The sequence below is a fragment of the Mycobacterium sp. IS-1742 genome, assembly GCF_001500125.1.
In the GTDB taxonomy this organism is placed as follows: Bacteria; Actinomycetota; Actinomycetes; order Mycobacteriales; family Mycobacteriaceae; genus Mycobacterium.
Map to the genome: position 1 here is coordinate 35,168 of NZ_LQIV01000042.1, position 18,395 is coordinate 53,562.

Consider the following 18,395-nt stretch of genomic DNA (forward strand, 5'->3'; position numbering starts at 1 on the left):
CGGGATGCGCCGCTCGAGACATCATCCGAACGGGTGAAGGCACCGCGCGGGCTTCAGCGGACCGGCTGAACCGAATCCAGCGGGGCGTCCTTTGTCTCGCGCATGACCAGGACCGCGATGAACGTGAGCGAACCGGCAATCAGCAGATACACGCCCACCCAGCCGACGCCGTAGGTCGTCGCGAGCCAGGTGGCGATGAACGGGGCCACCGCCGCGCCGAGAATGCTCGACACGTTGTAGGCGATGCCGGATCCCGTGTAGCGGACATTGGTCGGGAACAGCTCGGGCAGCACGGCGCTCATCGGGCCGAAGGTGAAACCCATCAACGTCATGCCGATGATCAGGAACACCACCATCGTCGCCGGTGAGGTGTCCGCGGAGCCGAGCAGCGGAGCGAACAGCAGACCGTAGGCCATGATGCCCGCGGTGACCGCGAGCAGCGTGCGGCGTCGCCCGAACCGGTCGGCGCACAGGCCCGACAGCGGGAGGACCGCCGCGAAGAACAGCACCGCGATCAGCTGCATCTCGAGGAAGTCGACGTACGGGAAGCCGCGGCCGGTGCCCTCGGGCGGCTTCTTGCCGGTGCCGAAGCTCAGCGCCCACGTCGTGACGATGTAGAACAGCGTGTAGGTCGCGAGCATCACGAAGGTGCCGATGATCAGCTGCCGCCAGCTCGTTCGGAACACCTTGGCCAGTGGCGCCTTGACCTTCTCGCCGCGGGCGACCGCGCGGGTGAAGACCGGGGTCTCCATGATGCGCAGGCGCACGTACAGCCCGAGCGCGACCATGACGGCGCTCAGCAGGAACGGCACGCGCCAGCCCCACGTGAGGAACGCGCCGTCCATGTCCGGGCTCACATTGCTGTGCCCGAGCAGGAGGATCAACCCGAGGAACACCCCGTTGGCCAGCAGGAAGCCCAGCGGGGCGCCGAGTTGGGGCCACATCGCGGCCCAGCCGCGCTTGCCGGGTTTGGCGGTTTCGGTGGCCAGCAGGGCCGCACCGCTCCATTCCCCGCCGAGGGCCAGGCCCTGGGAGAAACGCATGATCGCCAGCAGCGCCGGGGCGATGACTCCCACCTGCGAGTAGGTCGGCAGCAGGCCGATCGCGAACGTGGCGATGCCCATCACCAGCAGCGAGGCGACCAGCGTGGTCTTGCGGCCCGCGCGGTCGCCGAAATGGCCGAACAGCACGGACCCGAGCGGGCGCGCGACGAAGGCGAGACCGAACGTGGCCAGCGACGCCAGCAGCGCAGTCGTCGAGTCGCTCTTCGGGAAGAACAGGTGCGGGAAGACCGACACGGCCGCGGTCGCATAGATGTAGAAGTCGTAGAACTCGATGGTCGTCCCGACCATCGAGGCGATCACGATGCGCCGGCGGGGTACACCGCCCACCAGCTCGCCGGCCGCGCGGTCCGTGTCGACGGCGTCGCTCGTCATGCCACACCCCTCCCCTGCCACCGGGTGTGGCACCGGCACATCATGCCAGCGGGTGCGCCGGAGGTTATCCCTCGCCGCCGAGTTCGGTGTCGTCCCGGTCGTTCTCGGCGGTGTCCTGGGCCATCGCCGACCCGTCGAGCCACTTCTGGACATCGCCGCCGAGACGGTCCGCGGACAGCTGGGCGAAGTCGAGCGCCTGCACCGCCGTTGCCGCCAAGACCTTCATGGCGCGTCCGCTGTGGTGTATCTGCGCCATCAGCTCGATGAGTGCGTCATTGCCGTCGGCGTTCAACACCGACAGATACCGACGGGCATCGGCTCCGCACTGGGCGGGTGGATGCTGGGCAGTTTCGGTGTCGGCGGCCATTTCGGTCTGATCGCGGTCCCGCTCGCGATCGCCGCGCTGGCCACGCTGGCGCTGCGTCCGCGGCGGCGCCGGGTATCGGCCGGGGCGTGGCCGTCGGTATCGCGGCCGACGCCGCGTGCGAGAAGATCGCCGGCACCCGAGCCCAGGCCCGCGCGTTCGTGTGCGGTCTCGAAACATACTACGGCGCAACAGATTTGATGGACGTCGCGATCGCCCAGTTCGGACGCGTCGACGTGCTGGTGAACAACGTCGGCGGCACGATCTGGCGCAAGCCGTTCGAGCACTACGACGAGAAGCAGATCCTGGCGGACCTGCACCGGTCGCTGCTGCCGACGCTGTGGTGCTCACGGGCGGTGCTGCCGCACATGATCGACCGCGGAGCCGGCGTGATCGTCAACGTCTCGTCGAACGCGACGCGGAGCATCAACCGGTATCCCGCCTGACCCCGAACCGCTCAGCGCCGACGAACAGCGCTGGCACGAGGAGACGGTGGTGCAGAGCACCGAGAGCACCTTCCTCATGCGCTACAGCACGGTCGAGGAGCAGGTGCGCCCGATCCTGTTCATGACCTCCGACGACGCGAGCTACCTCACCGGCACGGTGCTGGAGGTCAGCGGGCGACCGTGGCTGAGCAGGGCCTAGAAGTCCCAGTCCTCGTCCTCGGTGACCACGGCTTTGCCGATCACATAGCTGGACCCCGAGCCGGAGAAGAAGTCGTGGTTCTCGTCGGCGTTGGGGCTCAGCGCGGACAGGATCGCCGGGTTGACGTCCGTCTCGTCCTTCGGGAACAGCGCCTCGTAGCCGAGGTTCATCAGCGCCTTGTTGGCGTTGTAGCGCAGGAACTTCTTGACGTCCTCGCTGAGGCCGACACCGTCGTAAAGGTCCTGGGTGTACTCGACCTCGTTGTCGTAGAGCTCGAAGAGCAACTCGTAGGTGTAGTCCTTGAGCTCCTGCTTGCGGGCCTCGGTCTCCAGGGCCAGGCCGCGCTGGAACTTGTAGCCGATGTAGTACCCGTGCACGGCCTCGTCGCGGATGATCAACCGGATCATGTCGGCGGTGTTGGTGAGCTTGGCCCGGCTAGACCAGTACATCGGCAGGTAGAAGCCGGAGTAGAACAGGAAGCTCTCCAGCAGCGTGGAGGCGACCTTGCGCTTGAGCGGGTCGTCACCCTTGTAGAAGTCCATGACGATCTGCGCCTTGCGCTGCAGGTTCGGGTTCTCCTCCGACCAGCGGAACGCCTCGTCGATCTCGGCGGTCGAGCACAGCGTGGAGAAGATGTTGCTGTAGCTCTTGGCGTGCACCGACTCCATGAACGCGATGTTGGTGTACACCGCCTCCTCGTGCGGGGTGAGCGCGTCGGGGATGAGGCTGACCGCGCCGACGGTGCCCTGGATGGTGTCGAGCAGGGTCAGGCCGGTGAACACCCGCATCGTGAGCTGCTTCTCGTGGTCGTTCAGGGTGCCCCAGGACGGGATGTCGTTGGACACCGGCACCTTTTCCGGCAGCCAGAAGTTGCCGGTGAGCCGCTCCCACACCTCGGCGTCCTTGTCGTCCTGCAGGCGGTTCCAGTTGATCGCCGAGACGCGGTCAATCAGCTTCATGCCATCACTCACCAGAACCCCACTTCACCAGGTGTTTTCGCCAGTTCGCCGCAGGCCCCGCGGCTACTGCCGACACTACTCGTAGTAGCCGACACCACGAGCGAACCCCACATATTGGGTTCGTGGCGTGTCGCGCGCTCAGGCGACGTGTTCCTGTCGGCGCACACCCTCGTGCAGGGGGAGGTCCGGGTCGATGGCAATGCCGAGCAGTTCACACGTCCCGTTGATCGACCCGATCATGATCGTCGTGAGGTGGGCGACGAACTCTTCCGAAGGCATTCGCCGGGGACTGTCCTGTTCGACCCCCAGCCACCAGTCGGTGGCCGAGGCGATCGACCCGAATGCGGCGTAGGCGGCGAGTTCGAGCGCGGCGGCGTCCAGCTCGATCTCCCGCAACTCGTTGTCGAACAGTTCGGCCATCGCGAGCGTGATCTCGCGGCTCTCGTTGAGCGCGCGCATGGTCGATTCGCTCTGCTCGGCGAAGCGGCCCTGGATCAGGAACCGGATGACGTTGGGATGCTCGTCGACCAGCCGCACGTACTGTTCGACGCTGCGCCGGATGACCTCCCGCCCGGAGTCCACGGACAGGTCGATCGACGGGAAGATGGCCGCCCACAACATGTCCCGCAGCCGCTGACCGATGGCCTGGAAGAGGTCCGACTTGTCGGTGAAGTGGCGGTAGATCTTGGGCTTGGCGGTGCCGGCCTCTTCGGCGATCTCCCGCAGGCTGACCTCGGGACCCTGCCGGTCGATGGCCCGGAACGCGGCGTCGACGATCTCCGAGCGCACCTTCTTGCGGTGCTCGCGCCAGCGTTCGCTGCGCGCGTCCACTTTGCCGCCCGGTTCACCCCCGGTGCGTGCTCTCGAAGCTCGTCGCACGCGCTCACTGTACTCGCTTCGGTGCCGCTGACCTGCTCAGAACCCCCTCGCGGCGAGGTCGCAGGCAAGCCGGTGGGGCGCTCGCCCGCGCAGCCGCCACGACGTACCTTGGGTACTATCTGTCGCGACAGCCCGACAGACGAGACGAGATTCATGACACAGCGATACGACCTGGTCATCGCAGGTGGCGGCCCTTCGGGCTCGGCCGCGGCGTGGCAGGCCGCGCAGACCGGCGCCAAGGTGGTCGTCCTGGACAAGGCCGTGTTCCCGCGCGCCAAGCCGTGCGGGGATGGCCTGACCGCACGTGCCGTGAGCTACCTGCAGAAGATGGGCCTGGCCGACGAGGTCGCCACGTTCCACCGGGTCGACCGCGTGACGGTCTTCAGCCCCAGCCAGTGGGAGCTGTCGTTCCCCAAGCGGCCCGGCATGCCCGACCACGGCCACACCGTCAGCCGCGAGCACCTCGACACGCTGCTGCTTAAGCACGCCGAGTCCGCGGGCGCAGAGGTGCGCCAGGGCGCCGAGGTCACCGGCCCCGAGGTCGACGCCAACGGCCGGGTGATCGGTGTGACGCTCAAGGGCGGCGAGAAGGTCTACGGCGATGCGGTGATCGCCGCCGACGGCGCCTACTCCCCCATCAAGCGCGCCCTGAAGATCGACTCGCAGTACAACGGCTACTCGGCGATCGCGATCCGGTCGGAGATGCACGCCAACCGGCCGGACTCCGACAGCCTCGACATCTACCTCAAGCTCGCGTTCCAGGGCGATCAGCTGCCCGGTTACGGCTGGGTGTTCCCGATGGGCGACGGCATCTTCAACATCGGCCTCGGCTACGTCAACAGCTACAAGAACTGGCAGTCGATCAACGCCACCCAGTTCCTCGGCGAGTTCCTGCGGACGCTGCCGCGCGAGTGGGACCTGCCGCCGATCGAGGAACTGAAGAAGAACAAAAGTGTGCGGGCGTGGCGGTTGCCCATGGGCTTCACGGCCTGGCCACCGTGGCGTCCGGGCGTGCTGTTCACCGGCGACTCGCTCGGCGCGGGCAAACCGGCCTCGGGCGCGGGGATCTCCAAGGCGCTCGAGTCCGGGTTGGCCGCCGGTGAGTGTGCGATCGCCGCGCTGACCAACGGCGGGCCGGATGACTTCACGAACTACGCGCAGCGGATGGAAGCCGCCTGGGGTCGGGAGTACAAGCGGGGCCGCTACTTCCACAAGCTGGCCGGCATCCCCGCCATCGCGAACAACGGCATCAAGCTGATCGACAACGCGTTCTTCCGGGACCGGATGCTCAAGGCGCTGTACAAGAAGGAGCAGGGCCCGCAGCACAAGTACTGAGATTTCCGCCCCGCCGAGTCGTCGGCGCGCGCCGGGTGCCGACCTTCGGGTCTGCACCCGGCGTTTCTTTTCCGCCGACGCCCCGACTGTGCGGTTTCGGCCGCGGCGCGCCGGTGGCCGTATGGGTTCGCACACTGGACGCGCCATAGCCTGAGACCATGTTGCCGATGGCGCCAGGCCTGTCCGACGAGGAGGTCTCGCACGTCGAGTCGACGTTCGGGTTCGCCTTCGCCGACGATCACCGGGACTTCCTCGCGGCGGGGTTGCCCATCGGCGAGGGCTGGCCCGATTGGCGCGCCGAGGGACACCGGACCCTAGAGCGGCAACTGCAGCTTCCGGTCGACGGCGTCCTGTTCGCGGTGGAGTGGAAACAGTTCTGGGACGACGGGTGGGGCGAGCGCCCGGCCCGGATGAAACACGCATTGCGCAGCGCCGCATACCAGTTGGCGCGCGTTCCCCGACTGGTCCCAGTGCACTCGAACTGTTATCTGCCCGCCGGACCCGGTTCGCGCGGGCATCCCGTGTTGTCGATCTATCAGGCCGACATCCGGGTCGCCGCCGCCAACCTACTCGACTACGTCACGAGGCTCGCCGCGCCGGGTGGGTGTGCGACGACGCCCGCCGCCCAGCCGACGGTCGCGTTCTGGTCCGATCACGTGCGCTGAGGCGTCAGCGGCGGCCGCGTCCGGGCCGGCCCGGTTTGCGGGCGACCTTTCCCGCTGCGGCGCGGGCAGCCTGCTTGGCGAGGGTCTTCTCGCGTGCGGTGCGCTTCGGTGCCGGCTCGGCCTGACCGCGCGACGATCCGGGTTTGCGGCCCCGCACGATGCCGATGAACTCCTCGAGTAGCTCTGACTGCGGCCCCTCCGGAAAAGCCAGCGCCACCGGGCAGGTGGGCGCATCGGTGATCGGGCGGTAGGTGAGGTCCTTGCGGTGGTGGAGCCGCGCCAAGGACTGAGGCACGATGAGCACACCGACCCCTGCGGCGACGAGTTCCACTGCCGCCTCGGTGTTTTCGGGCCGGTGGTCGACACGAGTACCGGGGACGTCCGGCCAGTCGACGACGTCGTCGAGAGGCAGCAGCGTCGGCTCGCCGTCGAGGTCCGCGGCGGTGATGTCGTCGGCCGCCGTGAGGAGGTGATCGGTCGGCACCACGGCCACCGTCGTCTCCTCGTAGAGGGGAATCAGCGCCAGGCCAGACGTGTCGGCCGGAAGCCGCAGCACCGCCACGTCGACGGTGCCGGCCCGTACTTCGGCGGCCGCATCCGCCGCGGCGACGGCGCGCACGTGCAGGGGAACGTCGGGGTGGCGCTCCGCCCATTTCCGTGCCCACTTCGCGGGCGTCCCGCCGGGGATGTACCCGAGGGTGAGCGAGGGGGTCACTGCCTCAGGCTACCGATACGCTGATGCCATGAGCAGGCCGAACGCGCAGTCCATGAAGCCCGCAACGGCGGCGAAGAAACTCGACGTGTACTTGCCCGCGACACCGGCCGAGTTCCAGGAGAACCCGATCACCCGCTCCGAACTGGCGGCCCTGCAGGCGGATCCGCCGCAGTGGCTCAAGGATCTCCGCAAGGACGGACCGCACCCGAAGAACCTCGTGGCCGCCAAGCTCGGCGTCTCGATCGCCGCGCTCGCGCGCAACGGGGTCGACAACGCGCTGACCACCGAGCAGATCGATCGACTGCTCGAGGAGAAGCCGGAGTGGCTGGTCGCCGAACGAGAGAGCTACCAGGAGGTGCTGCGCGAGCAGCGACGTCTCAAGGCGCTGCGTGCGGAACAGGCTCGCGAAAAGTGACCTGTTGGTTCGCCTCGGTGCACAGCCCGTCACTCGCGGCACGTCACAACATGCAGCTGACGCAGCCCTCGACTTCGGTTCCCTCCAGGGCCATCTGGCGCAACCGGATGTAGTACAGGGTCTTGATGCCCTTGCGCCAGGCGTAGATCTGCGCCTTGTTGACGTCGCGCGTGGTCGCGGTGTCCTTGAAGAACAGCGTCAGACTCAGCCCTTGGTCGACGTGCTGGGTCGCCGCCGCATAGGTGTCGATGATCTTCTCGTACCCGATCTCGTACGCGTCCTGGTAATACTCCAGGTTGTCGTTGGTCAGGTACGGCGCTGGATAGTAGACGCGGCCGATCTTGCCTTCCTTGCGGATCTCGATCTTGCTGGCCACCGGGTGGATCGAGCTGGTCGAGTGGTTGATGTAGGAGATCGACCCCGTCGGCGGGACGGCCTGCAGGTTCTGGTTGTAGATGCCGTGCGCCTGCACCGACTCCTTCAACCGCTTCCAGTCGTCCTGGTTCGGGATTCGGATACCCGCGTCGGCGAACAGCCGGCGGACCCGTTCGGTCTTGGGCTCCCACGGCTGCTCGGTGTACTTGTCGAAGAACTCACCCGAGGCGTACTTCGAGCGCTCGAACCCCTTGAAGTGCGTACCGCGTTCGATCGCGATGCGATTCGACGCCCGCAGCGCGTGGTAGAGCACCGTGTAGAAGTAGATGTTGGTGAAGTCCACACCCTCGTCGGATCCGTAGAAGATCCGCTCGCGGGCCAGGTACCCGTGCAGGTTCATCTGCCCGAGGCCGATCGCGTGGGAGTCGTTGTTGCCCTGCTCGATCGACGGCACGGACGTGATGTGCGTCTGGTCGCTCACCGCGGTCAGCGCGCGGATGGCGACCTCGATGGTCTGCGCGAAGTCCGGCGAGTCCATCGCCTTCGCAATGTTCAGCGAGCCGAGGTTGCACGAGATGTCCTTGCCGACCTTGGCGTAGGACAGGTCGTCGTTGAACTCCGACGGCGTCGAGACCTGGAGGATCTCCGAGCACAGGTTCGAGTGCGTGATCTTGCCGTCGATCGGGTTCGACCGGTTCACCGTGTCCTCGTACATGATGTACGGGTAGCCCGACTCGAACTGCAGCTCCGCGAGGGTCTGGAAGAACTCGCGCGCCTTGATCTTCGTCTTGCGGATCCGGCTGTCGTCGACCATCTCGTAGTACTTCTCGGTCACCGAGATGTCGGCGAACGGCAGGCCGTATACGCGCTCGACGTCGTACGGCGAGAACAAGTACATGTCCTCGTTCTTCTTCGCCAGCTCGAACGTGATGTCCGGGATCACCACACCCAGCGACAGCGTCTTGATGCGGATCTTCTCATCGGCGTTCTCGCGCTTGGTGTCGAGGAACCGGTAGATGTCCGGGTGATGGGCGTGCAGGTACACCGCGCCGGCACCCTGCCGCGCGCCCAGCTGGTTGGCGTAGGAGAACGAATCCTCGAGCAGCTTCATGATCGGGATGACACCCGAGGACTGGTTCTCGATGTTCTTGATGGGGGCGCCGTGTTCGCGGATGTTGCTCAGCAGCAGCGCAACTCCGCCACCGCGCTTGGACAGCTGCAACGCCGAGTTGATGGAGCGGCCGATCGACTCCATGTTGTCCTCGATGCGCAGCAGGAAGCAGCTGACCGGCTCACCGCGCTGCTTCTTGCCCGAGTTGAGGAACGTCGGCGTGGCCGGCTGGAACCGGCCGTCGATGATCTCGTCGACGAGCTTCTCGGCCAGCGTGGTGTCACCCGCGGCGAGTGTCAGCGCCACCATCACGACGCGGTCCTCGAAGCGCTCGAGATAGCGCTTCCCGTCGAACGTCTTGAGCGTGTAGGAGGTGTAGTACTTGAACGCCCCGAGGAAGGTCGGGAAGCGGAACTTCTTGGCGTAGGCGCGATCCAGCAGCGTCTTGACGAAGTTGCGGGAGTACTGGTCGAGCACCTCGCGCTCGTAGTATTCCTTCTCGATCAGGTAGTCGAGCTTTTCGTCCTGGCTGTGGAAGAACACCGTGTTCTGGTTGACGTGCTGCAGGAAGTACTCCCGCGCCGCGAGCACGTCCTTGTCGAACTGAATCCTGCCGTCCTTGTCGTACAGGTTCAGCATCGCGTTCAACGCGTGGTAGTCGGTCTCCCCGGGGAGCGCGTGCGCGCCGGTGGTTACAGGCTCTGCAGCTGTGACGGTTGGTGGCACGTCTGTTCCTTCCAGAAATTCTCGAGACCGGCTTGCACGGCGAGGACGTCGTCGGTCGTCCCCATCAGTTCGAAGCGATACAGGTACGGCACGCCGCACTTGCGGGACACCACGTCTCCCGCGTAGCCGAACTCGGCGCCGAAGTTGGTGTTGCCCGCGGCGATGACGCCGCGGATCAACGACCGGTTGTGTTCGTTGTTGAGGAATGCGATGACCTGTTTGGGGACGTAACCCCCGGCGTCGGGATCGGGTCCGTTCGCGTGGCCGCCGCCGTAGGTGGGCAGCACCAGCACGTACGGTTCGTCGACCTCGATGCGGCCGTGCAGGGGGATCCTGGTCGCGGGCAACCCCAGCTTCTCGATGAAGCGGTGGGTGTTCTCCGAGACGCTGGAGAAATACACCAGGTTGCCCATCACAGTCCTTCCCGCCGGATCCGCAGAACCCGCGTACCCGTCAGGCGGTCGCCGTCACCGCTCCGGAGAGCGCCTTGATCCGGTCGGGACGGAAGCCCGACCAGTGGTTGTTGCCGGCCACCACCACGGGAGCCTGCAGGTAACCCAGCGCCATGACGTAGTCGCGCGCCTCGCTGTCGAGCGAGATGTCCACGACCTCGTAGGCGATGCCCTGCTTGTCCAGCGCCTTGTAGGTGGCGTTGCACTGCACGCATGCGGGCTTGGTGTACACGGTGACGGTCATCTGCGGTACTGCTCCTTACGCGAACGGCGATGGTGAGATCGAATCGGGCTGGCAACTGCATCGGTATTTCGTGCCGCTACGGTGTTCAGCGGTCCGCAGGCTCCGGAAATTCCTGGTCGGCTGCCTGCGTCCCCGGCGGACCGGATGGCCGACTGCACTGGATCCTGCGCTCCGGCCGGCCCCCGAACCCTGGTGGCCTGTCGGTAGGCAAGACACTACACCTAGTGGCCGACATCGCGGACAGATACAAGATGTTCTGAACAACATTCATGGAATTCCCAGGTCGTAAGCTCCGGCAGACCCGCCCGCCCGGCGTGTCGCCACGCCGAACGCGACGTCTGTCGCTATATATGAGTAGGTCTACCACCGGGCACCGACAGTCATCCCGGGGCCGATGGCACCCGCCTGCGCCAGCAAACGCACCCAGGGTGTCGAGAAAGCCGGCTGCTGTGGAGCCCTTCGGTTTCCTCGCGACCGCTCAGGCCGGGAGATCGGGGCGACGGTGACGACCGCCGGACCGCCGTTCAGTCCTCCCGGCGGTCCTGCAATATCGCTTCGACGTTGCGTTCGGCGAGCGCCGTGATCGAGACGAACGGATTGCAACCGAGGTGGCCGGGGATCAGCGAGGCATCGTTCACGAACAGATTCGGGTAGCCCTTGACTCGCCCGAAATTGTCTGTTGCCGCTCCGCGTATCACCCCACCCAGCGGATGAACCGTATTCGGCGCGAACACCTGTCCCGAGAAGATGTCATCGCGATAGTCGACCTCGTTGCGACCTGTGATTCTGTCGAACACCGCAGCGGCTCGCGCCTGCAAGTGTTCGGTATGCGCCTCCGGCCAGTCGATACTGATCGAGTCGGCTCCCTTGTCGTACCCGATGTCGGCCCGGTCACCGGTCGCGACCATCGCGTAATAGCCGAGTGCATGAGTCTCGACGGGCAGTGGGATCGAGAAGATGCTCGCGTACACCGGGTTGTCCGGGTCGGCCCGGCCGTCGAGGTTGATCATGCCCATGAGCGATTGCTGCGTCCCCGCCGGATCGCTTTCCTTGAGCATGTGGGACACCATCACATCCCCGTTGTTGCCGTATCCGCGCCCGATCTCCTCACTCAGATCGGGCAGCGCCCCACTGTCGCGCGCTCGGAGGAGTATGTGGTTGGTCCCGAGCACCCCGGCAGCGAGGAAGAGCTGATCACAGCCCAGTTCCTCCCGCCCCAACTCGTTGCCCCAACGGTCGATTTCTCGGACAGTGACCACGTATCCGCGGTCCTCTCTGCGCACACTGATCACCTCGGTCAGGGGCCGCAGTGACACGTTGCCTGTCGCGAGCGCCGCGGCGATGTAGGTCTGGTCGACACTTCCCATTCGGCCGTGGTTGTTGCCGAACTGCTGCTCGAAGTCGAACGCCGACCTCGGAACTGCACCCGCTTCCTCGCCCTTCATGTAGTCGAACGAGTAGGAGCTGCCGTTGTAGTCGACCGGGTAACCGGCGTTGGCGGCGTACTGGCGGCCCACTCTCGCATATTGGAACCATGGTGTCCGTTCGAACCACGCCATGTCGCGATAGTTGATCCGCAATCCCGCGAGAGCACGCTCGACATACGTGCCGAGGAACTCCGAACTGCCGATGTCGGGAAAAGTGCTGTGCACCTGCGCCGGCGTCGGTACCGCCGCGATGCCTGCGTTGACCATGGACCCGCCACCCACTGCGACACCGCGGAAAACGCTGTGGGCACCGTGAACGACCTTCTCGCAGATCCCCGCCTGCACCGGCTGTGGTGAGGGATTGTTGCGGGCGACATCTTCGACCGACAACCCCTGGTAGGACGAGACGAGACTCGGCGGAACCTCCGAGAACCATGCGGCTCGACTGTCCGCGGGAAGCATCTTCGAGAACCGCCTGCCGTCCTCGTCCGGCACGTTCCAATGCCTGCCCTTCTCCAATACGAGCGTTCGCACCCCTGCTTCGCCCAGTCGCAGTGCCGACACCCCTCCGCCGTACCCGCTGCCGACGACGATCGCGGTCCAGTGCGCTCGGCGCGGTTGCAAGTCCCACAATGATGCGCCAGCGACCACTCCAGCAACTCCGAGGGCTGATCCAAGCAACTGCCGACGAGATAACGAGACCATTCGAGACCTTCCGAAAATTACGTGAGAATCCGACAGCTTCGACGGTCAGCGTGAGCCATTCGCCAACGGCGACCCGTCAATAGTAATGACCGCCAACGGTTGCCCGGCACAATCCGAGACACCCGGAGTCGAATTAATTGCGTTTGGAAAAGTCATTCGAGTCTCGGCACCCGCATCGGTGCGCCCCGAACCGTGGCCGATGCCGTCCCTCCGGTCTGTCCATCTGGGCTTTTTCCGGAAATCCTCGTTTAGTGGACCGCGCCAGATTGGTCTCGGATCACTTCAATCCTTTCCGAAAGGACGTTGCTGGTCTCTATCGGATAATGAATTCGCTCGGGTGTTGAAGAAAGCGGTTGAATTTCCTACGATTCCGCTACGCGAGCTCGTCGCAAGGGGGGGAAATGAGACTCGGCGACAGACGACGTCAATCGAGAGGTATGCCGGACGCACGACTGACGGTTTGCGGCCTCTCCTGGCGCGACCCCAAGCGCCACTTGTGGCTACTCGGGACGGTTGTGCCCGCATTGGTCGCGGAATCCTGGCTGCTCGTTCTGCTGACTGGAATCGAAGCGTTCTGGTGGTGGGGGCCGTTGTTCCCCTTCGGAGTCGTTCCCCTCGTCGATCGAGTAGTCGGCATGGACGCGGACAACCCGCCCGACAGCGCCCTGCATCGACTGCAAGAAGACAAGTTCTACCGATGGATCACCTACCTGTACGTACCGAACCAGTACGTCTCGGTAGTCCTCGCATGCTGGCTGTGGAGCGGCGGCGGTTGGGTCACGATGACATTCGTCGACCGATGGGGGCTGATGCTCACCCTGGGCATTGTGGGTGGCATTGCCATCAGCACCGCCCATGAACTCGGGCACAGGCGGGAAACTGTCGAGAAGCGGCTGAGCAGGTGGGCGTTGGCGCAATCCTGCTACGGGCACTTCTACGTCGAACACAACCGTGGCCACCACGCACGGGTGGCCACACCAGAGGACCCAGCCAGCTCACGTCTGGGCGAGAGTCTCTATCGCTTCATCCCCCGCTCGGTGACGGGGGGTCTGATATCCGCTTGGCGCATCGAATGCACACGCCTGGCGAGAATCAGCAGGAGTCCGTGGAGTCTTCGCAACGACGTATTGAGCGCGTGGCTCCTCAGCGCCATCTTCTTCGCCGTGATGGTGGTGTGGTTCGGTCTTGTCGTGCTGCCCTGGCTCATCGGCCAGGCGGTTGTCGCAGTGTGTCTCCTCGAAGCCGTCAACTACCTCGAGCACTACGGTCTGCGGCGTCGGAAACTCGCCGACGGGCGCTATGAGCGTGTGCAGCACTCACACAGCTGGAACAGCAACACGGTGATCGCCAACGTCTTCCTCTTCCACCTTCAGCGGCACTCGGATCACCATGCGCACCCCCAACGTCGCTATCAGACGTTGCGCCACTCTGACAGCGCACCGCAACTGCCATTCGGTTACGCGACGATGCTGCTGATCGCTGCGGTGCCGCCGTGGTGGCGGCGCGTGATGGACCGACGGGTCCTCGAGCACTACTCCGGTGACGTCTCGATGGCGGCGGTATGCCCTCGCCACATCGGTCGTTATGCAGGGCAGCGTGCCACCTGACGCGTCAGCCGACGGCGGCGACCAGTTTCCCCACGATGTCGCCCAGCGCCGCGACGACATCGGCGTTCTCGCGGGGGTGCGCGCCGTCGAGCGACGACGCCGGTACCGACAGCCCGAGATCCTCGATCACCCGCACACCCGAGATGCCGAAGGATTTGCGCGTCTCGTCGTGCGCCCACTTCCCGCCGTAGCGGCCGAGCGCGGCGCCCACCACCGCCAGCGGCTTGTCCTTGAGCGCGCCGTCGCCCCAGGGCCGCGACAACCAGTCGATCGCGTTCTTGAGCACTGCCGGGATGCTCCCGTTGTACTCGGGCGTGATCACCAGCGCCGCGTCGGCGCCGGCGGCCGCGGCGCGCAGCGCCCGCACCGGCTCGGGCACCGGGTCGGCGTCGAGGTCCTCGTTGTAGAAGGGCACCTCGGCGAGCCCGTCGAAGACATGCAGGGTGACGCCGTCCGGAGCGGAGTCGACCGCCACCTCGGCGAGCTGACGGTTGATCGACGCCTTCCGCAGGCTGCCGACGAGGACCAGGACATTCACATCCGACATGACAGTTCCTTTCGCGTATCGCTGACCTTCCCTCAGGCCAACCGGACTACGGTCCGATTCATTCCGGCGGGCTAGAGTCGACAGCGTGAGCGCCCCCGACCGCATGGCCCCGCTCCCGCTGACCGACGCGCCACAGGAGCGTGGGGACGCCGCGCGCAACCGCCTGCTGTTGCTCGAGGCGGCACGCCGGCTGATCGCCGAACGGGGCGCCGGCGCGGTCAGCACCGATGACATCGCCGCGGCCGCGGGCGTCGGCAAGGGCACGCTGTTCCGCCGCTTCGGCAGCCGGGCGGGTCTGATGATGGTCCTGCTGGACGAGGACGAGAAAGCGCTGCAGCAGGCCTTCCTGTTCGGGCCGCCGCCGCTCGGGCCGGGCGCTCCGCCGCTGGACCGGTTACTGGCGTACGGCCGCGCCCGGCACACATTCGTCCACGACCACCACGCCCTGCTCTCCGATGCCGGCCGTGATCCCCAGACCCGGTTCAACGGACCGTTCCGGTTGCACCACGCCCACGTGCGGATGCTGCTGCAGTCGGCGGGCACCACCGGCGACCTCGACGCGCAGACCTCCGCACTCGCCGGCCTTCTGGAGGCCGACTACATCGAGCACCGCCTCGCCGACGGCGCCACGCTCGACGAGGTCGCCGACGCGTGGGAGGACGTCGCCGTCAAGCTGTGCGGGCGGTGAGGCGTGCGGCGCTGGATCCTGCACGTCGACCTCGACCAGTTCCTCGCCTCGGTCGAGTTGCGCAGGCACCCCGAACTGGAGGGGCTGCCCGTCATCGTCGGCGGCAGCGGTGACCCGACCGAACCGCGCAAGGTGGTCACCTGCGCGTCGTACCGGGCGCGCGAGTTCGGCGTCCACGCCGGGATGCCGCTGCGCGCGGCGGCGCGGCGATGTCCCGACGCGACGTTCCTCCCGTCGGACACCGCGGCCTACGACGAGGCGTCCGAACAGGTGATGGGGCTGTTGCGGGATCTGGGCCACCCGGTCGAGTTGTGGGGCTGGGACGAGGCCTACATCGGTGCCGACCTGGACGACACGGCCGATCCCGTTGCTGTCGCCGAGCGCATCCGCGAGGTGGTCGCAGGCACCGGCCTGTCGTGCTCGGTCGGCATCAGCGACAACAAACAGCGTGCGAAGGTCGCCACCGGGTTCGGGAAACCGGCCGGGGTCTTCATGCTCACCGACGCCAACTGGATGTCCGTGATGGGCGACCGCCCGGTCGACGCGCTGTGGGGGGTCGGGCCGAAGACGGCAAAGAAGCTCGCCGCCATGGGCATCGCCACCGTGGCCGACCTCGCCGCCACCGACGCCGCGGCGCTCACTTCGGCGTTCGGACCGACGACCGGGTTGTGGATCCTGTTGCTGGCCAAGGGCGGCGGCGACGACGAGGTGAGTGCGCAGCCATGGGTGCCGCGCTCACGCAGCCATGTGATCACGTTCCCACGAGATCTCACCGACCGCGCCGAGATGGACGCCGAGGTGACGCGCCTGGCCGAGCGGACGCTGACCGAGGTCGTCGAGGCGGGCCGCGTAGTCACCCGCGTGGCGGTGACCGTACGCACCAGCAGCTTCTACACCCGCACGAAGATCCGTAAGCTGCCCGTCGCGGGCACCGATTCCGACGTCGTCACCGCCACCGCGCTCGACGTGCTCGCCCAGTTCGACCTCGACCGGCCGATCCGACTGTTGGGCGTCCGCCTCGAACTGGCGATGCCGGTCGTCGGAGCCCACCCCTAGCGTGGAGCCCATGCTCCAGACTGTGGCGATCCGCGGCTACCGCTCACTGCGCGACGTGGTGCTGCCGCTGCGCCGACTGACCGTGGTGACCGGAGCCAACGGGAGCGGCAAATCGTCGCTGTACCGCGCACTGGGCCTGCTGGCCGACTGCGGTCGCGGTGAGGTGATCGGATCGCTGGCGCGCGAGGGCGGGCTGGAGTCGGTGCTGTGGGCCGGCCCCGAACAGGTCGCGGGCGCCCGGCGCACCGGGACCACGGAAGGCACCGTGCGGACCCGCCCCGTTTCGCTCGAACTCGGTTATGCCGCAGACGATGTCGGCTACCTCGTCGACCTCGGGCTGCCCCAGCACGCCGGCCCGGGATCCCTGTTCGCGCGCGACCCGGAGATCAAACGCGAAGCGGTGTTCGCCGGTCCGGTACTGCGCAACGCGTCCACACTGGTGCGGCGCGGCGGACAGTATGCCGAGGCCGGCGCCGAATCGGGACGCGGCTTCGACGAACTGACGCGGTCGCTGCCGTCGTACCGCAGCGTGCTGGCCGAATACACCGGTGCCCTCCCCGAACTGACGGCCGTGTACGACCGGTTGCGCAACTGGCGGTTCTACGACGGGTTCCGGGTGGACGCGGCGGCGCCCGCGCGCCGTCCACAGGTGGGCACCCGGACACCGGTGTTGTCGGCGGACGGCAGCGATCTGGCGGCCGCCGTGCAGACCATCATCGAGACGGGTTTCGACGACCTCGCCCGCGCGGTCGCCGACGCGTTCGACGGTGCGACAGTCGACATCGCCGTCCACGACGGGCTCTTCGACCTGCGGTTGCGCCAGCGCGGCATGCTGCGTCCCCTCCGATGCGCCGAATTGTCCGACGGCACACTGCGTTTCCTGCTGTGGGCGGCGGCGCTGCTCAGCCCGGACCCGCCGACGCTGATGGTGCTCAACGAACCGGAGACCTCGCTGCACCCGGACCTCGTCGGCCCGTTGGCCGCGCTGGTGACCGCGGCCGCCGCGCGGACACAGGTCGTCGTCGTCACACACTCCCCCGCGATGATCGACCTGCTGGGCGCCGTACCCCTGGACCAGGACGGCGACGCCGTCCGGCTCGAACTGTACAAGGAATTCGGCGAGACCCGGGTCGACGGCCAGGGACTGTTGAGCACCCCGCCGTGGGACTGGGGTAAGCGCTGAAACCTACCGGCTGGGTCGCAGGGCGCGGGAGAACAACACGTTGACCTGCCGCATGGCCACGCTGTAGGGCCACCACATCGTGCGCTTGAACAGGTACAGCGCCCGAATGTCGGGTGACGTGTAGATCAGGTACCGGTTGCGGCGCACCCCGGTCAGGATGCGCTCGGCGACCTTCTCGGGGGACACGGCGTGGCCGGCGAACCGGTCCGTCCACTTCTTCACGTTCGGATCCTCGCGGTCCACGCCGGCGATCTGAACCGTCTGCACCAGTGGGGTTTTCACCGCGCCGGGCACCACCACCGACACCCCGATCCGATGGCGCGCGAGGTCGAAGCGCAGCACTTCGGACAGTCCGCGCAGGCCGTACTTGCTCGCACTGTAGGCGGCGTGCCAGGGCAGCGCGACGAGGCCGGCCGCCGAGGAGACGTTGACCAGGTGACCGCCCCTGCGCGCCTCGATCATCGGCGGGACGAAGGTCTCGATGACGTGGATCGGCCCCATCAGGTTGACGTCGATCATCGACTTCCAGTGCTGATGGGTGAGACGGTCGACGGTGCCCCATGCCGAGATGCCGGCGATGTTCATCACGACGTCCATCGCGGGGTGGCTGCGGTGGATGTCGGCGGCGAACCGCACGACGGCGTCGTGGTCGGAGATGTCGAGCGCCCGGTGCATCGCGACCTCGCCTCCGAGCGCCCGCGCATCGGCCACGGTGGTTTCCAGCCCGTCGGCGTCACGGTCGGTGAGGAAGAGTTCGGCGCCGTCGCGGGCCAACCGCAGGGCGGTCGCGCGACCGATGCCGCTGGCCGCACCGGTGACGAGACAACGCTTACCGGTGAATCCGCTGCCCTGCGTCATGGC

General features: G+C 66.6%; 20 protein-coding genes. 9 read left to right on the forward strand and 11 right to left on the reverse strand.

All coding sequences use genetic code 11. The annotated features are described in order from the left end of the window. Nucleotides 1-53 precede the first annotated feature (53 nt). Together AU196_RS20730 and AU196_RS20735 are read right to left on the reverse strand one after the other, a co-directional pair. On the reverse strand, nucleotides 54-1,436 hold the full coding sequence (locus AU196_RS20730) for an MFS transporter (RefSeq protein WP_059096959.1): 1,383 nt from the start codon (nucleotides 1,434-1,436) through the stop codon (nucleotides 54-56). Between the two features lie 64 nt (nucleotides 1,437-1,500). Beyond that, on the reverse strand, nucleotides 1,501-1,803 hold the full coding sequence (locus AU196_RS20735; protein WP_059096960.1) for a hypothetical protein: 303 nt from the start codon (nucleotides 1,801-1,803) through the stop codon (nucleotides 1,501-1,503). Between the two features lie 86 nt (nucleotides 1,804-1,889). Between AU196_RS20735 and AU196_RS26170 the strand changes: the two genes are divergently transcribed. Both AU196_RS26170 and AU196_RS26175 read left to right on the forward strand, forming a co-directional pair. Beyond that, on the forward strand, nucleotides 1,890-2,246 hold the full coding sequence (locus tag AU196_RS26170; protein WP_059096961.1) for an SDR family NAD(P)-dependent oxidoreductase: 357 nt from the start codon (nucleotides 1,890-1,892) through the stop codon (nucleotides 2,244-2,246). 49 nt (nucleotides 2,247-2,295) lie between these two features. Then, on the forward strand, nucleotides 2,296-2,445 hold the full coding sequence (locus tag AU196_RS26175) for a hypothetical protein (protein ID WP_157546563.1): 150 nt from the start codon (nucleotides 2,296-2,298) through the stop codon (nucleotides 2,443-2,445). Here AU196_RS26175 and nrdF read toward each other — a convergent pair. Both nrdF and AU196_RS20750 read right to left on the reverse strand, forming a co-directional pair. Continuing rightward, entirely contained in the window at nucleotides 2,442-3,404 is a 963-nt protein-coding gene (gene nrdF, locus AU196_RS20745) for a class 1b ribonucleoside-diphosphate reductase subunit beta (RefSeq protein WP_059096962.1), read from the reverse strand. The genes AU196_RS26175 and nrdF overlap by 4 nt on opposite strands. A gap of 138 nt (nucleotides 3,405-3,542) precedes the next feature. After that, nucleotides 3,543-4,283: a TetR/AcrR family transcriptional regulator gene (locus tag AU196_RS20750; protein ID WP_059096963.1), complete on the reverse strand. Its 741-nt coding sequence runs from the start codon at nucleotides 4,281-4,283 to the stop codon at nucleotides 3,543-3,545. Nucleotides 4,284-4,436: 153 nt separating this feature from the next. Here AU196_RS20750 and AU196_RS20755 point away from each other — a divergent pair, with 153 nt between their 5' ends. Further along, nucleotides 4,437-5,618 (forward strand): NAD(P)/FAD-dependent oxidoreductase, encoded by a 1,182-nt coding sequence (locus AU196_RS20755; RefSeq protein WP_059096964.1) that lies wholly within the window; start codon nucleotides 4,437-4,439, stop codon nucleotides 5,616-5,618. Between the two features lie 167 nt (nucleotides 5,619-5,785). Further along, nucleotides 5,786-6,283, forward strand: coding sequence for a hypothetical protein (locus tag AU196_RS20760; protein WP_059097154.1), 498 nt, complete (start codon nucleotides 5,786-5,788; stop codon nucleotides 6,281-6,283). 4 nt (nucleotides 6,284-6,287) lie between these two features. Here AU196_RS20760 and AU196_RS20765 read toward each other — a convergent pair whose 3' ends face one another. Continuing rightward, on the reverse strand, nucleotides 6,288-6,998 hold the full coding sequence (locus AU196_RS20765; protein WP_059096965.1) for a LysR family transcriptional regulator substrate-binding protein: 711 nt from the start codon (nucleotides 6,996-6,998) through the stop codon (nucleotides 6,288-6,290). A 28-nt stretch (nucleotides 6,999-7,026) separates the two neighbouring features. On the opposite strand from AU196_RS20765, the gene AU196_RS20770 reads away from it, so the two are divergent. Then, on the forward strand, nucleotides 7,027-7,413 hold the full coding sequence (locus AU196_RS20770; protein WP_059096966.1) for a DUF5997 family protein: 387 nt from the start codon (nucleotides 7,027-7,029) through the stop codon (nucleotides 7,411-7,413). Nucleotides 7,414-7,456: 43 nt separating this feature from the next. Here AU196_RS20770 and nrdE read toward each other — a convergent pair whose 3' ends face one another. The 4 genes from nrdE to AU196_RS20790 all read right to left on the reverse strand — a co-directional run bounded on the left by nrdE (nucleotide 7,457) and on the right by AU196_RS20790 (nucleotide 12,453). Next, nucleotides 7,457-9,625 (reverse strand): class 1b ribonucleoside-diphosphate reductase subunit alpha, encoded by a 2,169-nt coding sequence (gene nrdE, locus AU196_RS20775; protein WP_082695814.1) that lies wholly within the window; start codon nucleotides 9,623-9,625, stop codon nucleotides 7,457-7,459. After that, entirely contained in the window at nucleotides 9,592-10,038 is a 447-nt protein-coding gene (gene nrdI / locus AU196_RS20780) for a class Ib ribonucleoside-diphosphate reductase assembly flavoprotein NrdI (RefSeq protein ID WP_059096968.1), read from the reverse strand. Before nrdI ends, nrdE begins: the two co-directional genes overlap by 34 nt. Before the next feature lie 40 nt (nucleotides 10,039-10,078). Further along, nucleotides 10,079-10,321, reverse strand: a complete 243-nt coding sequence (locus tag AU196_RS20785; protein ID WP_059096969.1) for a redoxin NrdH — start codon at nucleotides 10,319-10,321, stop codon at nucleotides 10,079-10,081. A 524-nt stretch (nucleotides 10,322-10,845) separates the two neighbouring features. Then, complete coding sequence (locus AU196_RS20790; protein ID WP_059096970.1) at nucleotides 10,846-12,453, reverse strand: GMC oxidoreductase; 1,608 nt, start codon at nucleotides 12,451-12,453, stop codon at nucleotides 10,846-10,848. 437 nt (nucleotides 12,454-12,890) lie between these two features. Here AU196_RS20790 and AU196_RS20795 point away from each other — a divergent pair, with 437 nt between their 5' ends. Further along, entirely contained in the window at nucleotides 12,891-14,060 is a 1,170-nt protein-coding gene (locus AU196_RS20795) for an alkane 1-monooxygenase (protein WP_082695815.1), read from the forward strand. 4 nt (nucleotides 14,061-14,064) lie between these two features. On the opposite strand, the gene AU196_RS20800 is transcribed toward AU196_RS20795, so the two are convergent. Continuing rightward, a complete protein-coding gene (locus AU196_RS20800; protein WP_059096972.1) occupies nucleotides 14,065-14,607 on the reverse strand; it encodes an NAD(P)H-dependent oxidoreductase in 543 nt (180 codons plus the stop codon). Nucleotides 14,608-14,692: 85 nt separating this feature from the next. Here AU196_RS20800 and AU196_RS20805 point away from each other — a divergent pair, with 85 nt between their 5' ends. The 3 genes from AU196_RS20805 to AU196_RS20815 are packed head-to-tail and all read left to right on the forward strand — an operon-like array spanning nucleotide 14,693 to nucleotide 17,534. Then, nucleotides 14,693-15,295, forward strand: a complete 603-nt coding sequence (locus tag AU196_RS20805) for a TetR/AcrR family transcriptional regulator (protein ID WP_082695816.1) — start codon at nucleotides 14,693-14,695, stop codon at nucleotides 15,293-15,295. 3 nt (nucleotides 15,296-15,298) lie between these two features. Next, a complete protein-coding gene (locus AU196_RS20810; protein WP_059096974.1) occupies nucleotides 15,299-16,351 on the forward strand; it encodes a DNA polymerase IV in 1,053 nt (350 codons plus the stop codon). Between the two features lie 10 nt (nucleotides 16,352-16,361). Continuing rightward, a complete protein-coding gene (locus AU196_RS20815) occupies nucleotides 16,362-17,534 on the forward strand; it encodes an AAA family ATPase (RefSeq protein ID WP_059097155.1) in 1,173 nt (390 codons plus the stop codon). Between the two features lie 3 nt (nucleotides 17,535-17,537). Here the strand turns inward: AU196_RS20815 and AU196_RS20820 are convergent, their stop codons facing one another. Further along, nucleotides 17,538-18,392, reverse strand: a complete 855-nt coding sequence (locus AU196_RS20820; RefSeq protein ID WP_059096975.1) for an SDR family oxidoreductase — start codon at nucleotides 18,390-18,392, stop codon at nucleotides 17,538-17,540. Between the last annotated feature and the right edge of the window lie 3 nt (nucleotides 18,393-18,395).

Bases quoted from the DNA above. Each gene is read 5' to 3' on its own strand.
- AU196_RS20785 (WP_059096969.1), bottom strand. From the start codon at position 10,321: ATGACCGTCACCGTGTACACCAAGCCCGCATGCGTGCAGTGCAACGCC.
- nrdF (WP_059096962.1), bottom strand. From the start codon at position 3,404: ATGAAGCTGATTGACCGCGTCTCGGCGATCAACTGGAACCGCCTGCAG.
- AU196_RS20820 (WP_059096975.1), bottom strand. From the start codon at position 18,392: ATGACGCAGGGCAGCGGATTCACCGGTAAGCGTTGTCTCGTCACCGGT.
- AU196_RS20795 (WP_082695815.1), top strand. From the start codon at position 12,891: ATGCCGGACGCACGACTGACGGTTTGCGGCCTCTCCTGGCGCGACCCC.
- AU196_RS20730 (WP_059096959.1), bottom strand. From the start codon at position 1,436: ATGACGAGCGACGCCGTCGACACGGACCGCGCGGCCGGCGAGCTGGTG.
- AU196_RS20790 (WP_059096970.1), bottom strand. From the start codon at position 12,453: ATGGTCTCGTTATCTCGTCGGCAGTTGCTTGGATCAGCCCTCGGAGTT.
- AU196_RS20770 (WP_059096966.1), top strand. From the start codon at position 7,027: ATGAGCAGGCCGAACGCGCAGTCCATGAAGCCCGCAACGGCGGCGAAG.
- AU196_RS20760 (WP_059097154.1), top strand. From the start codon at position 5,786: ATGGCGCCAGGCCTGTCCGACGAGGAGGTCTCGCACGTCGAGTCGACG.
- AU196_RS20800 (WP_059096972.1), bottom strand. From the start codon at position 14,607: ATGTCGGATGTGAATGTCCTGGTCCTCGTCGGCAGCCTGCGGAAGGCG.
- nrdI (WP_059096968.1), bottom strand. From the start codon at position 10,038: ATGGGCAACCTGGTGTATTTCTCCAGCGTCTCGGAGAACACCCACCGC.
- AU196_RS20755 (WP_059096964.1), top strand. From the start codon at position 4,437: ATGACACAGCGATACGACCTGGTCATCGCAGGTGGCGGCCCTTCGGGC.
- AU196_RS20815 (WP_059097155.1), top strand. From the start codon at position 16,362: ATGCTCCAGACTGTGGCGATCCGCGGCTACCGCTCACTGCGCGACGTG.
- AU196_RS20735 (WP_059096960.1), bottom strand. From the start codon at position 1,803: ATGGCCGCCGACACCGAAACTGCCCAGCATCCACCCGCCCAGTGCGGA.